The following is a 15,542-nucleotide window of genomic DNA, read 5'->3' as shown; positions in this document are numbered from 1 at the left end:
CCTCGATGTTAGGAACCAAATGATCACTTCCGAGCTTTTCGGCACCGCGCCGTGCGGTACCCCCGTTCATCGTTACACCCTCAACGGGCCCGAGATCTGCGTTCGCATTATGGACTATGGCGCCACCGTGCTGGGTATCGATGTGCCCGACATTCCCGGCAACGTGCGAGATGTGGTGCTAGGCTTCGATAAGCTCGAGGATTACTTTGACAACCCCGCCTGCTTTGGCGCAACCATCGGCCCCGTGGCAAACCGCACTGCGGGTGCCACGATCACCATCGATGGCACAGACTGGCATCTGCCCGCCAACGAGGGCGCCAATAACCTGCACAGCGATCTTGAGCATGGCCTGCACAAGCGCGTGTGGGATGTTGAGCTCGACGAGGTCCACAACGCCGTGCGCATGACCACCTCGCTTGAGGATGGCGAGCTGGGTCTCCCCGGTAACCGCACCTTTACGGCCGTGTTTACCGTGACGCGCACCGGCGCCTTTCGTATCGAGTATGGCTGCGAGAGCGACTGCGCCACGTACGTGTCCATGACCAACCACACGTACTTTAACCTTGCCGGCCATAACGCCGGCATGGACTGCGAGCACTTCTTTGTTGCTAATGCTGCTCACTACCTGCCCATTAACGAGAAGAACATCCCCACCGGCGAGATCGCTCCGGTCGAGGGCACGCCGTTTGACTTTCGCGAGCTGCGCCCCGTCGCGCCTGGCATGGAGGCCGACGATCCGCAGATTAAGCACGCCCGTGGCTACGATCACTGTCTGTGCATCGATGGCTATCAGTATGGCCGTAATCTGCGCCGCGCGATGCACGTCGAGGAGATGTGGACCGGCCGTGAGCTGGACTACTACACCACCGCCCCGGGTGTGCAGCTCTACACCGGCAACTGGCTGGGCGACGAGCACGCCAAGGACGATGCCAACTATGGCTGGGGCGCCGGCTTTGCCCTCGAGGCAGAGATGTACCCCGACACGCCGCACCAGCCGCTGTTCCCGCAGGGCATTGTGGGCCCGGGCCATCCCTACAGCAATGTGATCGAGTACCACTTTATGAGGCACTAAGCCCGCAACGCGACATATCGCACAGCAGCGCCCGCCGGCACCACCGCCAGCGGGCGTTTTTCTACCTAGTCATTGGGGACGTTCCTAAACGACTAGTCGTTGGGGACACTCTTTGCCGAATGTGGCCGCCGCATCATCGATGATGCCGTGTCCTCGCGCGCAATGGTGGCGTCCGTCCCGCTTCGACCGTCGCGTTACGGCGCGAGAACATCCAGCGGAACAACTTGGACGCCACGCTCGGTAACATAGGCTTGCGAACCAAACCCGATGATCACGACTTTCGAAACCGGCGGGTTGTTTCCGGCGGCAACCATGCGTTTCTCGACAGCAACAAGGCTGTCAGACGCCTCTTCGATTTGAGCAGAGCTGAGTTTAACTTCGACCGGAATCCACGTTCCGCCGGGAGCCGCAATGACCGCATCGACTTCTAGATCGCGAGAATCATGATAGTGATAGAGGCCCATTCCGTTTGCTCGCGCATAAACCCACAAATCGTGAAGCACCAGCGATTCAAAAAGCAGTCCGAGCGTCTTGAAATCTAGCAGTAGTGTCTCCGGGGTCGCCCCGAGTGCGGCGGCCGCCAGCGACGGGTCGGCGAGGTGATGCTTCTTTGAGTCTCTTAAATGCACCGGAGATCTCATTGCAGGGTTCCACGCGGGAATATCGCGAACGAAACTAACCCGAGCAAGAAGAGATATATATGATGCCGCCGTCTGTCTCGACACCTCTCCGCCAAGATCGGCTACGAGCGTCTTGAGTGACGCCAAAGTGGATTCATTGCGCGCAAGCGATTCGATGACGGCTTTGACCTTCTCAGGGTCGCGTCGAGAGCCATCAACACGAGACACATCTTCTTCGGCGACTATGCCGATGTAACGTTTCGCCATCGCCGACGCAGCCAGCGCATCGCGACCGACCGCCGCGGGCCATCCACCACGGACAACGCACTCGGCAATCGAGGCAGAATCCAACGACCCGAAAGCTCCATTGAACTTTTCGCCAGAAATAATGCCCGACAGCTTAACCGCGCCGCTAGATTTCCCAAGTTCGAAAAGCGTCATGGTGTCCATGCGCAGTTTGGCGAATCTTCCAGCGCCACTGTGCATCGGACGTTCGTCGTCTCGCGGTGTCGCCGACCCCGTAAATATGAACTGGCCAGGCTCGCCGCCGCGGTTGTCGCACTCAAACCGTGCCGCGTCCCAAAGTTTCGGAACCTCCTGCCATTCGTCGATCAGCCGCGGCACCTCGCCGGAAACGGCAAGAGCCGGATCCGTCTCGGCGCGTAAGCGATTCTCGAAGTTGCGCGACGGGTCCATGAGAAGGAGCCTGGACGCCGCACGGGTCTCGGCCGTGGTCGTCTTTCCACACCATTTCGGTCCTTCGATGAGAACGGCACCGAATATACCCAGCAGCTGGTCGAGCTCATTTTCGACAATTCTGGTGTAGTACTTTTTTGGCATATTTATCACCATTGCTACCAGCGCGTTTAACCTAATTTACAGTTTACATTTAACCAAATTTCGGTTCTCTGATTAACCATATTTACGCAATTCAATTAACGAAACAGATTTAGGAGCCATTTTTGCGAACGGCTTAAGCTGTGGTGCAGTCATTGACGTTCTAAAAGACTAGTCGAAAGGGACACTCTTTTCATAGCTCCGACACATGTGCCAACATGCCTGAAATCGGCGCGCTACAGATTGCGCCCATCTACTACTTTTACTCCCGCACCCCTGACCATACGCCCCTATTTTCAAAAATCGCACGTTCGCTACCTGCAGTTTTAATATTGCGATTTTCATCGTGCTTCGAGGTAAGCGACCAAAAGTAGTAGATGGCCCCAATTCCTGGCCGAGGGCATCTCGCCGCTCCTCCACGGGAAAATACGATCCGTTTTCCTCCGCCCCCAGGTAATCACGCGAGCAGGTTCTCGATGGGATCGGGGTCGGAGCTGGGGAGATAGCGGATTTCTAGTTCTACGCCGAGCTTTTGTAGCTCTCTGAGAGCAGCGACGTCTGCATCGCCTATGGCGACTGCGGGCGTTACAGAGCGCTTGCCCTCCCCTGCCTGCATATGGCCAATGCTGATCTTGGTTATTGGCACACCACCCTTAACCAGCGCGAGCGCATCAGCGGGTGAGGCCACCATAATCAGAATCCATTGACGCGGCGTTGCGGTATGAATGATGTCGATGGTCCTTTGCACCGAGAAAAACCGCGTCCACACGCCCTCGGGCGCCGCGACCCTCATAGGCGCCCACTTGCGCGAATCCGCCGCAATCTCGTCGTTAACGATCAGGACGAGGTTGGAACCCACAGCCTCGTTCCACAGCTCAACGTCTTGCCCGTAAATGAAACGGTCATCGATACGTGTAAGAAGGATCCTGGGTTGAGCCATGGCAGCCCCATTCTGTTTGAGACCCGTAAGTGCAAGACATCGCGTTTCCAATATTAGTGCATTTAAAGTGAGAAAAGCCGCCAGAACCCTTGCGCGGATTTGCGATGTCCCGTATCATAGACAGCCGTTGACGCCTCAGTTGCGTCACCACATGGCCGCCAGCGTAGCTCAGTTGGTAGAGCACCGCTCTCGTAAAGCGGGGGTCACCGGTTCGAGCCCGGTCGCTGGCTCCATTGCACAAGATAGCCGCCTTCGGGCGGCTTTTTTGTTGCCGATTTTGAGTGCGCATGCGCCAACCCAAGCATCACCACGTCGACAGCTCCCCTACTCAAAAACAGAAACCCCGCCACGTTTGATTTGAATCGCGCCCGCCCGAGTTTTCGGGGAGGTGGTCGCTATGTCCGAGTTCCGTCTTATGATCGTCGCTCTTCCTCTGGTGACCATTCTGGCCATTTTGGGCTAGGGTAAAACCCGGCCTTTAAAGACCAAAGCCATCCTGCCTGGGACGGCCTTGTTTCCTCGATTATCAACTTCATACGGATGGATGCGGGGTTCGATACCCCGGCGGCCTGATCGGCAGGCCGCCGGGAACTCTCACTCCTCGATAAAAGCCGGCGCCCGGTTAGTCCTGCGCATCTTGAAATCGCCAGTTTCGTGGGAGACGTAGAGAATGCCGTCCATCCCGTCTCGCGATGCATATGAAAGGTGAACAGAACCGCAATCCGCTCCATCATCGTCGAGAAGATCGAACGAATTCGGATCGCTCGTTGCGGCCAAACGACCACTCATGCAAGAGCCATCGCCATTACAGATTTGCCATTCCATGTCTTCGCCTGCAAGAATCGCCATAGACGGCCTGGTCGCGCCATCGTTGACATACATCCCGTCTATGCCAAACCCATTTTCAGCGCCATCGATAAACGATTGCTCGGACCTATACTTCGCGAATGATGCGCACAGCGCCATTGCAAGACCGATCGCAAGGCCAACAGCCGCTATCTTTGCATAACTCTTGCCTATCATGTCATCCCTCTTTTCGCTTGCCTAAAGAAATGCGGAAGAAGCTGTTCGTCGCGGCTTGCTTGTGCGCCTTTCTGCCCTGGTTCGGTTACTTAGGTTACTTGAGAGATCCTATATATGATTGTTACCCATATGCGTAATATGAATTTCGAACATGTCGAAATCAATCAATGGTTGCGGGAGTTTCCGACCTCAGTGAAATGCCGCCCTATACCCACAGAATCAGTCTGGCTTGACATGTGCCAATGGCCGCTAATGGCACTTGGTCAGCAACGGTCTTAGCCCATCGGCCCCAACAGTGTCTCCTTCTGTCGCGCCGTGGGCCAGACGCACAGCGGTGGCGCTGTGTCGAGGCAGCTGGACGACCGCGTCGTCGGTCGCGGCGATTACACTCGCGGCGACACGCCTCGCTAGCTTTGAACTGTCCTGCCCTAGCGCGCTGCAATTCAATCAGCTGTTACAGAATCCTGAAAGAAAGGGTCGAACCGAAGTGTCTGGCCGGACGCCAATTGTCCGGGAACTGCTTCTGGTTCGACCCTCTTTTACTTTCGCCCACTCGGTGGACTTCGGGTTTGGTGGTTGGAGCCGACGATTTACCAAAGAGAAAAATGAAATATAACCTAGCTGCAATAATCGCCTTATTGGGGGCTCGAATTGGCCATATAGATCTAAAATAGTCACAATATACAAATGTCGAGAGACGTTGGGGATATAGATGAAAAGAACTAAGGGTTTTCTTTTGTTGGTAATGATGCTGCTCGGACTGTTCTGCCTGAGTGGCCCTTCTTGGGCCGAGGCTGCCTGTCCTGAAGGTGAGCCTCAGCAGTCTTATACGGGCAGCCTGCTGATAACTGCTAAGGAGGGCGATGCCGACTCTCAGTCTGGGGTAAATCCCCTTGCCACTTTTGAGGGGGACGGCGGAACGGTCAAGCTTGACCATATTGGTAGCGGGATTTTGAGGTGGCAAGTTCTTCCGGACAAAATTGCGAACGATCCCTTCTCTTTTGCTGGAACGATATATCTATACAAGGTTGTGAGCGGAAAACAAAAATACGTCGATTGCTATCCGACAAACGGGTCTGGAATTGCATTCACCGGCATTTCGGGGCAGATTGATACACATGTACGAAAGGGAACCTATGTGGTTCGTTGGGTTGGAGCTGCTGCAGGTCCGATATGGATTGCGGTCTTGCGCCCCGACGTCCAAATAGGTTTCTCTCTCTAGACGGGAAGTTGCTCATGGACGCCATATATGACGGAGATGACTGGGTCGATCATTATACTTGGCGCCTGGTCGGCTCGAACGACAATGGGGATGTGGTGTTTGATGGACTATGTCCAAAGCATCTCCATCCTTTTGTCTCGTCGTTAATTGAGAGTTCCGCTCGTGTTGCCCCCTACAGCTCGGCATCGCTTCATGATACGGACGTTTTGAAGACCATAAGGGGATCAATTGACGATGGCACGATGAGCGGCCCGCTGTTTTCTCGGCTTGTGGGGCTAGATGAGATTGGCTCGAAACGACTGCTTGCGGGCGAAAAAGTGGAACTCACTTATCGGTCGATGATTTCAATCCTGCGGCTAGCCGATGTTCTTCGCAAATAAATGAGGCTTCCCTATTCAAAAACCGAAAACCCCGCCAAACGTGATTCCCCTAGGGAAAGCACGTTTGGCGGGGTCCTAGCGTGATTTCCCTAGGGGAATCACGCCATCAGACGAACAGCTCAGCCGAGCAGCTCGCTACTCCTCCCAGTAGGCGTCGGCAAGCAACTTAAAGCAGATCTTCTTGATCGGTTGTGCGCCATCGCCCGGGAACTCGAGCGTGGGCATGTGAGGCTCGCCGGCAACGAACAGCGCAAACTTGTCGTCGGCAAGATCGCCGGCGATCGAAGCGTCGGAATCGACCAGATCGTAGTCGTCCTTCTCGTCAAACTCCTGAACCAGCGTCAGGCTGCCCGTGGCGACCTTAAAGGCCTCGCGACCCTCGACGTCGATCTGCAGGTCGTGATAGCGCTGATGCGTCTCATAGTGAGCCTCGGCCTCGGGACGCGTCGTGGGAGCCATGACGTTCGCATAGACCTTGTCGCCCAGAATCGGATGGCTGCCGACCTCGAGCTCTGCCGGGTCGTTCTCCTCGAGCCAGTCGATCAGCACGTCGAGGCCCTTGAGCATTCCGCGGTACTCCTCGATATCGCCCAATGCACCGTAAATCATCTAAATCCCCTCTCGGATCGCTTCTTTGGCGGCTACTCGGCAAACGCGTTACCGACGCTGTTGCCACCCACATACGCCTCGACCAGGGTAAGGTCGGGATTGAACACGACAAACTCAGCGTCGCGCCCCAGCATAATGCTACCGCACTTGTCGTCGACATGAGCTAGCAAGCAATGCCGGGGCCGACGCTCAGGCTTTTACAGCTCGGTCACGACAACGCCGTTGTAGACCTCGTCCCAACGGTCCATGACCAGATGGCCGGTCATGGGATCCATGGCATTGAGCTTGCCGCAGGTGTTGGCGGTACGCAGCACCGTCTCGTCGTCCGCGCCAGCAGCAATGGCATGCGCGAAGCCAGCGATAGTGGAGTCACCAGAGCCCGTGGCGTTAACGGCAGGGATATCGGGCGTCTTTGCGCGGAACGCACGGCCATTGTGGAAGCCAACGGAGCCGGCAGCGCCCATGGACACGACGACCCAGGGGATATCGGAGAAGCGGGTATCAGAGGCTAGCGCGGCGCGGAGCTCGTCCACATCGTCGGTGGTAAAGCTCGTACCCAAAAGGCCGTTGATCTCGGCCAGGTTAGGCTTGACCAGCTCGGGCTTAATTTCGGACTTAAGGGCGGCCTCGAGCGAAGCACCCGAGGTATCGAGCAGCACCTTGGCACCGGCGTTCTCGGCAATGCCCGTGATCTTGGCATAGTAGTCTGCCTCGACACCACGGGGCAGCGAACCCGAGATGGTGACGACGTCGGCCTTGCTCGCAAGCTCGGTAAACTTGGCGGTAAAGGCATCGAGCTCCTCGGGGGCAATTGTCGGGCCGCTCTCGAGCAGCTCGGTCTGGTTGCCGGCATGAAGGATATTGAGGCAGATGCGGGTCTCGCCCTTGATGGGCACAAAGTCGTTGTTAATACCGTTGGCGTCCATGAGCTCAGCCATGTAAGCGCCCATGTGGCCGCCGAGCAGACCGGTTGCCACGACGTCGTCGCCCAGCTGACCCAGCACACGGGCCACGTTGAGGCCCTTGCCGCCGGCGGTCTTTTCGGGCGTCACACGGTTGACGTCGTCGATAACGAGCTCATCGAGCTGATAGCGCGTATCGACAGACGGGTTCATCGTAACGGTGAGGATCATTTTTAGCTCCTTATCTCGCAGGCTCCTAGTGCCTCGCGATACGAGTCGACAAAACGGAATTACAGAATTTCAATCGTGAACGAGCGAACGACGGTCTCCTTGGGCTTGGCGACAAGGCAGCCGCGCTTATGCTCAAGCACGTCATCCTCATCGGAGCAGGTCGAAAGGCCGCCCCAGGGCTCAACTGCCACAAAATCGCCCTCGGGCTTACTCCACACGATGAGGTACGGAAAGCCCTCGAAGCTCAGGCGAACGCCCTTGTCCTCGCCCTTTTTGGAAAGCGTGACCTGACGACTCTCGAGTACGTCAAAGATGGTCTCCGCAAAATCGAAGAGCTCGTGCGACAGGGGCAACGTCTTCCCCACCATGGGGTTCTTGGAGCGGTTTGCCACATCAATCAAGCCAGTCGAAGGAACGGCGGTGCAGAGCTCCGCAGCCTCGTCCTTCTCAAAGCGCAGCTCGTAGTCCGTATAGGCCTCGCCCTCGTCGAGCGGGCACCTAAAGCCGGGGTGTCCACCGATAAAGAACGGCATGTCCTCGGTGCCCTCGTTGGTCACCTCATAGGAGACGCGCACGGTATCCCCCTCAAGCGCATAACGAGCGACAAGCTTAAACGGGTACGGATAATCGCTCAGCAGCGCGGCGTTATCCTCCGAAGCCAGGCACATCGCCAGCTCGTTCTCGCTCTGGCTCAGCAGCTTCCACTCCTGTTTGCGCGCAAACCCGTGGCGAGCGAGCTTCACATGATGCCCGGCAAACGTCATGGCGCTGCCATCACGCAGGCCTCCGCAAATCGGGAAGCAAATCGGTGCCTGGCCGGACCACACGGCGGGATCACCCTGCCACAGGTACTCGCGACCTCCAGCCTCAATCGAGGTAAACGAGCCGCCGGCCGTGGAGACCTTGATAGAAATCGAATCGTTGGAGAGAGCGTATTCCATTGTCCATCCTTTCGAACAACTGCTTTTTGCTCGCAAGAACCCGTCTCGGCCCTGACCAAAGGACAAACCCGCACGTTCATCGATGCGTCCGGTATCCCAGCCATGCAACGGGGTACCATACAGACATTGATGCAATTACAGCTGAAAGGCCTTCTTATGCGAACCATCATCCTTTATGCCTCACGCCACCACGGCAATACGAAAAAGCTCGTGGACGCCATCGTCGAGGCGCACCCCGAAATCGATACCCTCGACGTCAAGGCGCTCGGCAAAAACGAGTATCCCAACCTGCACGAATATCATCTGATCGGTGTCGCCACGGGCATCTATTACTCCGAGATCGACAAGGACATGGCACGCGTGCTCACGAACGTGCTGCAGCCGCAGGACAAGGTGTTTGGCCTTATGACCTACGGTGGCAAAAACAAGTGGTACGGCAAGGATATCGATGGCATCTGCCGCATGAGGCAGGCCATCTTTATGGGCGTCTACGGCTGCCCCGGCTTTGATACGTGGGGGCCGTTCAAACTCACCGGCGGTGTCCAAAAGGGGCACCCGAACGCTGAGGAAATTAAGGGCGCCGTCGACTTCTTCGACAAGATCGAAGACGAGTATGGCGACATCATCGTCGAAGAGTATGCCAAGCGCGAGAAGCGTCTAGCCTACGAAAAGGAGCATCCTGCAGGAGGCCTGGTGGCCGGCGTTAAGCGCACGGCAAAGAAGATCGCTAACAAGCTGTAACTGTAAAGGTGCTTTTGAGCGTTTAACCCATACGGCGGGTCCGAGCAGATTCGGGCCCGCCGTCTTTTTCTATCGTTACTCGGTAAAGGCGTTACCGACGCTCTGACCGCCAACATACGTCTCGACGAGGGTGAGCTCGTGGTCGAACACGACAAAGTCGGCGTCGCGACCCGGCATGATGCTGCCACACTTGTCCTCGATGTGCGCAGAGCGAGCCGGCACCTCGGTTGCCATGCGAATGGCGATATCGGCGCTGGCGATGCCCCAGTCGACGATGTTCTTGACGCCCTGGGCAAGCGTAAGCACCGAGCCGGCAATGCTCTTGCCGTCGGCGAGCCAGCACAGGTTGTCCTTCATGATGACATCCATGCCGCCACTGGTGTAGCTGCCCTCGGGCATGCCGCCGCAGCCCAGGCAGTCGGTGATGAGCACCGTATGCTGCCAGCCCTTGGCCTGCAGCAGCGCCTTGATGGCGGCAGGGTTTACGTGCTTGCCGTCACAGATGATCTCGGCGTAGGTCTCGGGCGTGGACATGGCAGCACCCACAACACCGGGCTCACGGTGATGCAGCCCGCGCTGGCCGTTATAGGTATGCGTAAAGCAGCTGGCACCGGCGTTGATGGCGGCGATGCACTCATCGTAGGTGGCGTCGGAGTGACCGATGCTGGTCACCACACCCTTGGCGTTCAGAGCAGCCGCATAAGCAGCGGCGCCGTCGCGCTCGGCCGCCATGGCGCTCTTGACGATACGTCCGCCAGCAGCCTCCTGCCACTGGTCGAAGACCTCCTCGGAGGGATCGATCAGGTAAGCGGGGTTCTGCGCGCCCACGTGCTTCATGGTAAAGAAGGGGCCCTCCAGGTAGATGCCCTGAATGCGAGCACCGCAGAAGTCGGGGCCGCGACCCTCGTCCGCCTGGGCGATAGCGGCGCAGGCGTCCTTGATCTGCTCAACGCCATCGGTGAACGTCGTGGGCAGCCAGCTGGTGGTACCGCGACGGGCGAGCTCGGTCGAGCTGATATCAATGCCCTCGGGATCGTTATCGGTAGTTGAGTGGTTGTAGAAGCCATGGATGTGAGTATCGACCATACCCGGTGCGATCCACGATCCCGTGTAGTCCTTAATCTCGCAAGAGGGCTCGTCGGCCTGCCAGGCGCCAAAGACGCCATCCTCGACCATAAGATAGCCGCCCAGTTGCGGGCCTGCCGGCAAGAAGAACTTGTCAGCCTTAATTGCGTACGTGCTCATATGCACTCCTTGCTTCTAAAGCAGTTGACTGTGGTGATGCTTATACCCGGTCCATGTAAAAACAAAAAGCGCCCGCCCGCCGTTATGAGCGGACGGGCGCCCTTACAGGGGGACGCGATTAAGCGGTGAAGGGGTGAATCGTCACGCCCTTGACCACGCGGTTGACCGTGCCGGTGGGGCTCGGCGTATCGGGCGTGTTGCCCACGCGCACGGAGTTGAGCAGGCTGATAGCCTGGGCAAACATCACGAACGGCAGGGCAAGGTAGCCCTCGGGAAGCGCCTCGTAGCCCTTAAAGGTAAAGGACTCACCCTCATAGACGGTAGCGCCATCCTGCTGAACGGCAACGGTGTGCTGAGCGATCTTGTCGCCACCGATCTCGTTGAGGATGTCGATGTCGTACTGACGGGTGTAGACGTCGTTGTTGACGAACACGAAGACGAGCGTCTTATCGTCGACGAAGGACTTAGGTCCGTGACGATAGCCCATGGAGGTGTCGTAGGAAGTAGCGACCAGACCGTGAGCGAGCTCGAGGATCTTGAGCTGGCTCTCCTGGGCAAGGCCACCGAAGGAGCCAGAACCCAAGTAGGTCACGCGGTTGAAGTCGCCAGCGAGGTAATCGGCAACCTCGGACTCGCGAGCGATAACCTCCTCGCCCATCTTGGCGATGGTCTCGACCCACTCGGCCTTCTGCTCGTCAGAGGCAGTGTCGAAAATAAGGGTGGAGAGCAGGGTCATGCAGGTGTAGGAACCGGTCATGGCGAAGCCCTTGTCGTTGGCGCGCGGGATGAGCAGCGTCAGCGCATTGGGATCATCGGCGGACTCGACGGCAAGCTTGCCCTCGGGAGCGCAGGTGATGTTGAGGAACTTGACGTTGTGGACGAGCTCCTTGGCGACGGCAACGGCGGCAAGGCTCTCGGGGCTGTTGCCAGAGCGGGCAAAGGAAACCACGAGCGTGGGATCCTCGGCGCGCAGGAAGTCGCGCGGAGCGCTCACGATGTCGGTCGTGGCGATGGGCTTAAAGTCGTAGAGATCAGTGTTGCCAGCGTGACGCAGGTACGGGGCGCAGGTATCGCCAACGTAGTCGGACGTACCGGCACCGGTGAAGACAACGGACAGACGGCCCTCGCCCATAGCGCGAGCCTCGGCCAGAAAGGCCTCGATGGCCTCCTTGTTCTCGCGATAGATGTTGAGCGTATCACGCCAAAGCTCGGGCTGCTGAGCAATCTCGGCCGTGGTAATCTGGGCGCCGAGCTCGGTGAGCTCCTCGACACTCTTCTCGAACATTTCTAATACCTCTCTCTAGAAGTAATCCTCTGACGTGCAATTATACACTTCGGTTGGTTATCTGGTAGTAACCAGTTAAATGCAAAGAATCACCATATGGAAACGATGTGGACACTAGTTGCTACGCTGGTGGTAAACCTTGTATTTAAACTGATCGGCACGAGCAACCGAGAGTGTATACTCCACAACCTCGTTTGACTCGTTATACGTAGTCCTAACCAAATCGAGCACAGGCGAGCCCTCGACAATTCCCAAAAGGTGGGCGTCGGTGGGACGGGCTATGCTCGCATAGAACTCCTCTTCAGCCACGCGTATCTTTTGCTGAAAGTCTTGCTCAATCACATCGTAAAGCGGCTTGCGCTCCAGCAGCGGTCGCTTTAGGGACAGAAATTGACGAACCGGTAGATAGCTGCGTTCGACCATCATGGGCATGTTGTCGGCAGAACGAAGGCGCTTAAGCTTAAAAATGCGATCACCGATACGCAATCCCATATGCTCGGCCAGATTCTTATCGGCCTCCATCTCGCAAAACTCGAGAATCGTGGTCTCGGGGTCGCGACCCATCGCGCGCATCTGCTCGGTAAAGCTGTAGGACTGCATAAGATTGGTTGCCTTTGCCGAACGGTCGGTCACAAAGGTACCGCGACCGTGCTGCCGAACCACCAGTCCTAAACGCTCCAGTTCCTGCAGAGCCAGGCGTACCGTAGTGCGCGAGAGACCATAGCGCTCCGAAAGTTCGCGCTCGGAAGGAATCATGTCACCGGCGCGATATTCATGGTCAATCTTTTCGGTCAGAATATCGACCAGCTGATCGTACAGCGGTTGCTTACGCGCTCCGATCGCCATCCTATCCTCCCTTTTGCTCGAATTCGGCTAACTACCTAGGGTGTTAAGCATTATCTGTCTGCCACACCCGAATCATCAAGAAAACAAAAGCCGCGCGCTCTTTCGAGCACGCGGCTTTTAACATACACATGGCTTAAGGGGTCGGGGTGTGAGCCGCGTAGGGACACACCCCTCAAGCTAGAGCCTTACCAGATGCTCGGCCAGAGACCAAGCGGGCCAGCGCCCAGGATGCCCAGGACGAAGAGCAGCAGAATGCCCTTGGTCGGGGTCCAGCTGTGCTTAGCGAACATGTAGTAAAGCAGCAGCGTAAGCATAAGCGGGACGAGCTTCGGGACGATGGTGTTGAGGGTGTCGGCAACGGAGAAGTTGACCGGATCCTCGGTGACGGTGCCGTAGGTAACGGACTCCATGCCGTTGCCCAGATCGGTGACGCCGCACTCGACAGCGTTGCCGTCGGCATCGGAAGCGGTGAGGGCGTTGCCGTCCTCATCGGTCATGGCGATGGTACCGGCCTCAGCGGTCTCGGTATCGATGCCCTCCATACCGGTGAAGTTCTCGGCCTCCTTCTCGGAGACGATCACGGTAGTAGCGGAGAGGCCACGGGTGGTGCCGTTGGGGATCTGGAGGTTGATCTGGGTGCCACCCATGGTGACGACCAGGCAACCGACGACGAAGACGCCCATGATGGAAGCGGCACGCGTGAAGGCCTGCATGTTGGCAGTCAGAGCGTCAATAGCGCTGGTGCCAAGTTTGTAGGACCAGTTCATGAGCCAGAAGCGCAGAGCGAACTGGACGACGTTGAAGATCACCAGGAAGATGATCGGCGCAGCGGCGTTGCCGTTGATGGCCATGTTGGAGGTGATGCCGGCCGTGATAGGCACGAGCGTCAGCCAGAACAGGGCGTCACCGATACCACCGAGCGGGCCCATTGCGGCGACGCGGACGGCGCGGATCGTGGGGATGTCAACCTTGTTCTGCTCGAGCGAAAGCACGATACCCATAACAAAGGTGACGAGGAACGGGTGGGTGTTGAAGAACTCCAGGTTGTGGCTCATGGAAGCCGCGAGGTCGTTCTTGTTGGTGTGGATCTTCTCCAGACCGGGGATGATGGAGTAAAGCCAGCCAGCGGCCTGCATGCGCTCGTAGTTGAACGATGCCTGCAGGAAGCAGGAGCGCCAAGCCATCTTGTTGAGGGTCTTCTGGTCGAGCTGCGGAGCAGGAGTGAGATCCTCGTAGTGCTCCGGGATCACATACTCATTAGATGCCATCTTCGAAGTCACCTCCGTCAGAAACAGCTGCACCCTTCAGCTCGGTCTGCTGCTGGAAGTCCCAGAAAGCGATGCCGAAGCCGATGAGAGCGAGGATGAGCAGAGCAGGGGTTGCCAGAGAATCGTTGGCAACGGTGATGAGCGCGAGGCCAAAGCCCATGAGGAAGAAGCCCCACATATCGCGGTTCATCATAACCTTGAGCAGGACGGCGAAGCCGACGAAGCGCATCATGCCGCCTGCAGCGGAGAGACCGGTCTGCAGCCAAGTCGGGATGGCGGAAGCGATGGTCTGACCGATGGTGGCGCCAGCGATGAAGAACAGGGTGACGACGACGGCGAAGATCAGGCCGAGCAGAGCCATGGCGAAATAGTTCAGACGCTCGATACCCTTGGTGTCAGCGTTGTGAGCCATGTTGTCCGCAGAGGACATGAGCGGCGACATAAGCGTGAAGACCAGGGTAACGCCGAGCTGACCAAGCAGAGCGAACGGAATGGCAAGGCCGACTGCCGCGTTGGGCTCGAGGCCCGTAGCGATAGCGAGAATGGCTGCCATGATGCCGCCGATGACGGCGTTAGGCGGCTGAGCGCCTCCGATCGGCATGTTGCCGATCGTCATGAGCTGATAAGTACCACCCACGAGAAGACCGGTGTTGAGGTCGCCAAGGATAAGACCGATGACGGCGCCGGTGACGATGGGCTGATAGAGAGACTCGAGGAAGTTGAACTGGTCGATTGCCGCGACGAACGTGACGATGAAGACCAGAGCGACCTGGATGATCGAGTATTCCATCTTGCTCCTCCTTTCAAAATGTATGTACGCACTTTGGATTTCACGTACAGAATGTCAGGGTTTCATTCCTGACAACGTGGATCATGAGGATTACGAGAAGAGCTTGCTCGTGTCCTCAACAGGCGTGCTCGGAACGCGCCTGATCTCCAACTCCACCCCCAATTCCTGCAGCTCTTTAAACGCAGCGACATCCTCGTCGTTAACTGCGACGGAGGTGGCGACTTGGCGCTTTCCTTCCGACATGTGCATGTTGCCGATGTTTACCTTCTTTATAGGCACACCGCCCTTGACGAGCGTAAGCACGTCTTCCGGTGTTTCGGCCACGATGAAGATCTTCTGGCGCGGGCTCGCCTTGCCAATGACGTCGATGGTCTTCTGCAGGGAGAAGAAACGCGTAGCGACGCCGGCGGGAGCGGCCATCTTCATGAGGTTCTGACGCATGGTGTTGGTCGACACATCGTCGTTGGCGACGAGGATGAGGTTGGAGCCCAGGGTGGAGTTCCACTGGGTCGCGACCTGACCATGAACCAGTCGGTTATCGATGCGGGTAAGAAGAATGTTGGGTTCTGCCATGTTGATCAGCTTCCTTT

Annotated in this window: 16 protein-coding genes and 1 tRNA gene; 5 read left to right on the top strand and 12 right to left on the bottom strand. The window is 57.4% G+C overall.

Annotated features, from left to right (window positions below):
* Positions 1-19: 19 nt before the first annotated feature.
* The gene (locus DWZ52_RS03595) at positions 20-1,072 is read left to right on the top strand and encodes an aldose epimerase family protein (protein ID WP_118384920.1); all 1,053 of its coding nucleotides are present in this window, start codon (positions 20-22) and stop codon (positions 1,070-1,072) included.
* Positions 1,073-1,266: 194 nt separating this feature from the next.
* Here the strand turns inward: DWZ52_RS03595 and DWZ52_RS03590 are convergent, their stop codons facing one another.
* Complete coding sequence (locus DWZ52_RS03590) at positions 1,267-2,532, bottom strand: ATP-binding protein (protein ID WP_158572406.1); 1,266 nt, start codon at positions 2,530-2,532, stop codon at positions 1,267-1,269.
* 454 nt (positions 2,533-2,986) lie between these two features.
* A complete protein-coding gene (locus tag DWZ52_RS03585; RefSeq protein ID WP_118384918.1) occupies positions 2,987-3,469 on the bottom strand; it encodes a PTS sugar transporter subunit IIB in 483 nt (160 codons plus the stop codon).
* Positions 3,470-3,626: 157 nt separating this feature from the next.
* Here DWZ52_RS03585 and DWZ52_RS03580 point away from each other — a divergent pair.
* Positions 3,627-3,702 (top strand) — tRNA-Thr (locus DWZ52_RS03580).
* A 361-nt stretch (positions 3,703-4,063) separates the two neighbouring features.
* On the opposite strand, the gene DWZ52_RS03575 is transcribed toward DWZ52_RS03580, so the two are convergent.
* A complete protein-coding gene (locus tag DWZ52_RS03575; RefSeq protein ID WP_118384917.1) occupies positions 4,064-4,492 on the bottom strand; it encodes a hypothetical protein in 429 nt (142 codons plus the stop codon).
* A gap of 712 nt (positions 4,493-5,204) precedes the next feature.
* Here DWZ52_RS03575 and DWZ52_RS03570 point away from each other — a divergent pair.
* Together DWZ52_RS03570 and DWZ52_RS03565 are read left to right on the top strand one after the other, a co-directional pair.
* Positions 5,205-5,714, top strand: a complete 510-nt coding sequence (locus DWZ52_RS03570; protein ID WP_117736086.1) for a hypothetical protein — start codon at positions 5,205-5,207, stop codon at positions 5,712-5,714.
* 14 nt (positions 5,715-5,728) lie between these two features.
* Complete coding sequence (locus DWZ52_RS03565) at positions 5,729-6,094, top strand: hypothetical protein (RefSeq protein ID WP_118384916.1); 366 nt, start codon at positions 5,729-5,731, stop codon at positions 6,092-6,094.
* Positions 6,095-6,229: 135 nt separating this feature from the next.
* Here DWZ52_RS03565 and DWZ52_RS03560 read toward each other — a convergent pair whose 3' ends face one another.
* From DWZ52_RS03560 to DWZ52_RS03545, 3 genes are all read right to left on the bottom strand, one after another.
* The gene (locus DWZ52_RS03560; RefSeq protein ID WP_117583557.1) at positions 6,230-6,703 is read right to left on the bottom strand and encodes a YhcH/YjgK/YiaL family protein; all 474 of its coding nucleotides are present in this window, start codon (positions 6,701-6,703) and stop codon (positions 6,230-6,232) included.
* A 197-nt stretch (positions 6,704-6,900) separates the two neighbouring features.
* Positions 6,901-7,836 carry a hexose kinase gene (locus tag DWZ52_RS03550; protein ID WP_118384915.1) on the bottom strand — a complete coding sequence of 312 codons (936 nt, stop codon included), beginning with the start codon at positions 7,834-7,836 and terminating at the stop codon, positions 6,901-6,903.
* Positions 7,837-7,895: 59 nt separating this feature from the next.
* Positions 7,896-8,777: an aldose 1-epimerase family protein gene (locus tag DWZ52_RS03545; RefSeq protein WP_117736082.1), complete on the bottom strand. Its 882-nt coding sequence runs from the start codon at positions 8,775-8,777 to the stop codon at positions 7,896-7,898.
* 156 nt (positions 8,778-8,933) lie between these two features.
* Between DWZ52_RS03545 and DWZ52_RS03540 the strand changes: the two genes are divergently transcribed.
* On the top strand, positions 8,934-9,518 hold the full coding sequence (locus tag DWZ52_RS03540) for a flavodoxin domain-containing protein (RefSeq protein WP_233503118.1): 585 nt from the start codon (positions 8,934-8,936) through the stop codon (positions 9,516-9,518).
* Positions 9,519-9,593: 75 nt separating this feature from the next.
* On the opposite strand, the gene nagA is transcribed toward DWZ52_RS03540, so the two are convergent.
* The 6 genes from nagA to agaV all read right to left on the bottom strand — a co-directional run bounded on the left by nagA (position 9,594) and on the right by agaV (position 15,525).
* Entirely contained in the window at positions 9,594-10,763 is a 1,170-nt protein-coding gene (gene nagA / locus DWZ52_RS03535; protein ID WP_022094606.1) for an N-acetylglucosamine-6-phosphate deacetylase, read from the bottom strand.
* A gap of 118 nt (positions 10,764-10,881) precedes the next feature.
* The gene (locus tag DWZ52_RS03530) at positions 10,882-12,048 is read right to left on the bottom strand and encodes an SIS domain-containing protein (RefSeq protein ID WP_118384914.1); all 1,167 of its coding nucleotides are present in this window, start codon (positions 12,046-12,048) and stop codon (positions 10,882-10,884) included.
* A 114-nt stretch (positions 12,049-12,162) separates the two neighbouring features.
* On the bottom strand, positions 12,163-12,894 hold the full coding sequence (locus DWZ52_RS03525) for a GntR family transcriptional regulator (RefSeq protein WP_117806791.1): 732 nt from the start codon (positions 12,892-12,894) through the stop codon (positions 12,163-12,165).
* A gap of 185 nt (positions 12,895-13,079) precedes the next feature.
* A complete protein-coding gene (locus tag DWZ52_RS03520) occupies positions 13,080-14,162 on the bottom strand; it encodes a PTS system mannose/fructose/sorbose family transporter subunit IID (protein WP_022094609.1) in 1,083 nt (360 codons plus the stop codon).
* A complete protein-coding gene (locus DWZ52_RS03515; RefSeq protein ID WP_089572403.1) occupies positions 14,152-14,952 on the bottom strand; it encodes a PTS sugar transporter subunit IIC in 801 nt (266 codons plus the stop codon). Before DWZ52_RS03515 ends, DWZ52_RS03520 begins: the two co-directional genes overlap by 11 nt.
* A gap of 90 nt (positions 14,953-15,042) precedes the next feature.
* Complete coding sequence (gene agaV / locus DWZ52_RS03510) at positions 15,043-15,525, bottom strand: PTS N-acetylgalactosamine transporter subunit IIB (RefSeq protein WP_089572404.1); 483 nt, start codon at positions 15,523-15,525, stop codon at positions 15,043-15,045.
* Positions 15,526-15,542: the final 17 nt, after the last annotated feature.

The sequence above is a fragment of the Collinsella sp. AF33-16 genome (assembly GCF_003475325.1).
In the GTDB taxonomy this organism is placed as follows: Bacteria; Actinomycetota; Coriobacteriia; order Coriobacteriales; family Coriobacteriaceae; genus Collinsella.
Note: the sequence above shows the minus strand (reverse complement) of the source record. Positions and strands in the feature narration are given on the sequence as shown.

Bases quoted from the DNA above. Each gene is read 5' to 3' on its own strand.
- DWZ52_RS03545 (WP_117736082.1), bottom strand. From the start codon at position 8,777: ATGGAATACGCTCTCTCCAACGATTCGATTTCTATCAAGGTCTCCACG.
- DWZ52_RS03565 (WP_118384916.1), top strand. From the start codon at position 5,729: ATGGACGCCATATATGACGGAGATGACTGGGTCGATCATTATACTTGG.
- DWZ52_RS03525 (WP_117806791.1), bottom strand. From the start codon at position 12,894: ATGGCGATCGGAGCGCGTAAGCAACCGCTGTACGATCAGCTGGTCGAT.
- DWZ52_RS03590 (WP_158572406.1), bottom strand. From the start codon at position 2,532: ATGCCAAAAAAGTACTACACCAGAATTGTCGAAAATGAGCTCGACCAG.
- DWZ52_RS03540 (WP_233503118.1), top strand. From the start codon at position 8,934: ATGCGAACCATCATCCTTTATGCCTCACGCCACCACGGCAATACGAAA.
- DWZ52_RS03570 (WP_117736086.1), top strand. From the start codon at position 5,205: ATGAAAAGAACTAAGGGTTTTCTTTTGTTGGTAATGATGCTGCTCGGA.
- DWZ52_RS03520 (WP_022094609.1), bottom strand. From the start codon at position 14,162: ATGGCATCTAATGAGTATGTGATCCCGGAGCACTACGAGGATCTCACT.
- DWZ52_RS03530 (WP_118384914.1), bottom strand. From the start codon at position 12,048: ATGTTCGAGAAGAGTGTCGAGGAGCTCACCGAGCTCGGCGCCCAGATT.
- DWZ52_RS03515 (WP_089572403.1), bottom strand. From the start codon at position 14,952: ATGGAATACTCGATCATCCAGGTCGCTCTGGTCTTCATCGTCACGTTC.
- DWZ52_RS03585 (WP_118384918.1), bottom strand. From the start codon at position 3,469: ATGGCTCAACCCAGGATCCTTCTTACACGTATCGATGACCGTTTCATT.
- nagA (WP_022094606.1), bottom strand. From the start codon at position 10,763: ATGAGCACGTACGCAATTAAGGCTGACAAGTTCTTCTTGCCGGCAGGC.
- DWZ52_RS03575 (WP_118384917.1), bottom strand. From the start codon at position 4,492: ATGATAGGCAAGAGTTATGCAAAGATAGCGGCTGTTGGCCTTGCGATC.
- DWZ52_RS03560 (WP_117583557.1), bottom strand. From the start codon at position 6,703: ATGATTTACGGTGCATTGGGCGATATCGAGGAGTACCGCGGAATGCTC.
- agaV (WP_089572404.1), bottom strand. From the start codon at position 15,525: ATGGCAGAACCCAACATTCTTCTTACCCGCATCGATAACCGACTGGTT.
- DWZ52_RS03595 (WP_118384920.1), top strand. From the start codon at position 20: ATGATCACTTCCGAGCTTTTCGGCACCGCGCCGTGCGGTACCCCCGTT.
- DWZ52_RS03550 (WP_118384915.1), bottom strand. From the start codon at position 7,836: ATGATCCTCACCGTTACGATGAACCCGTCTGTCGATACGCGCTATCAG.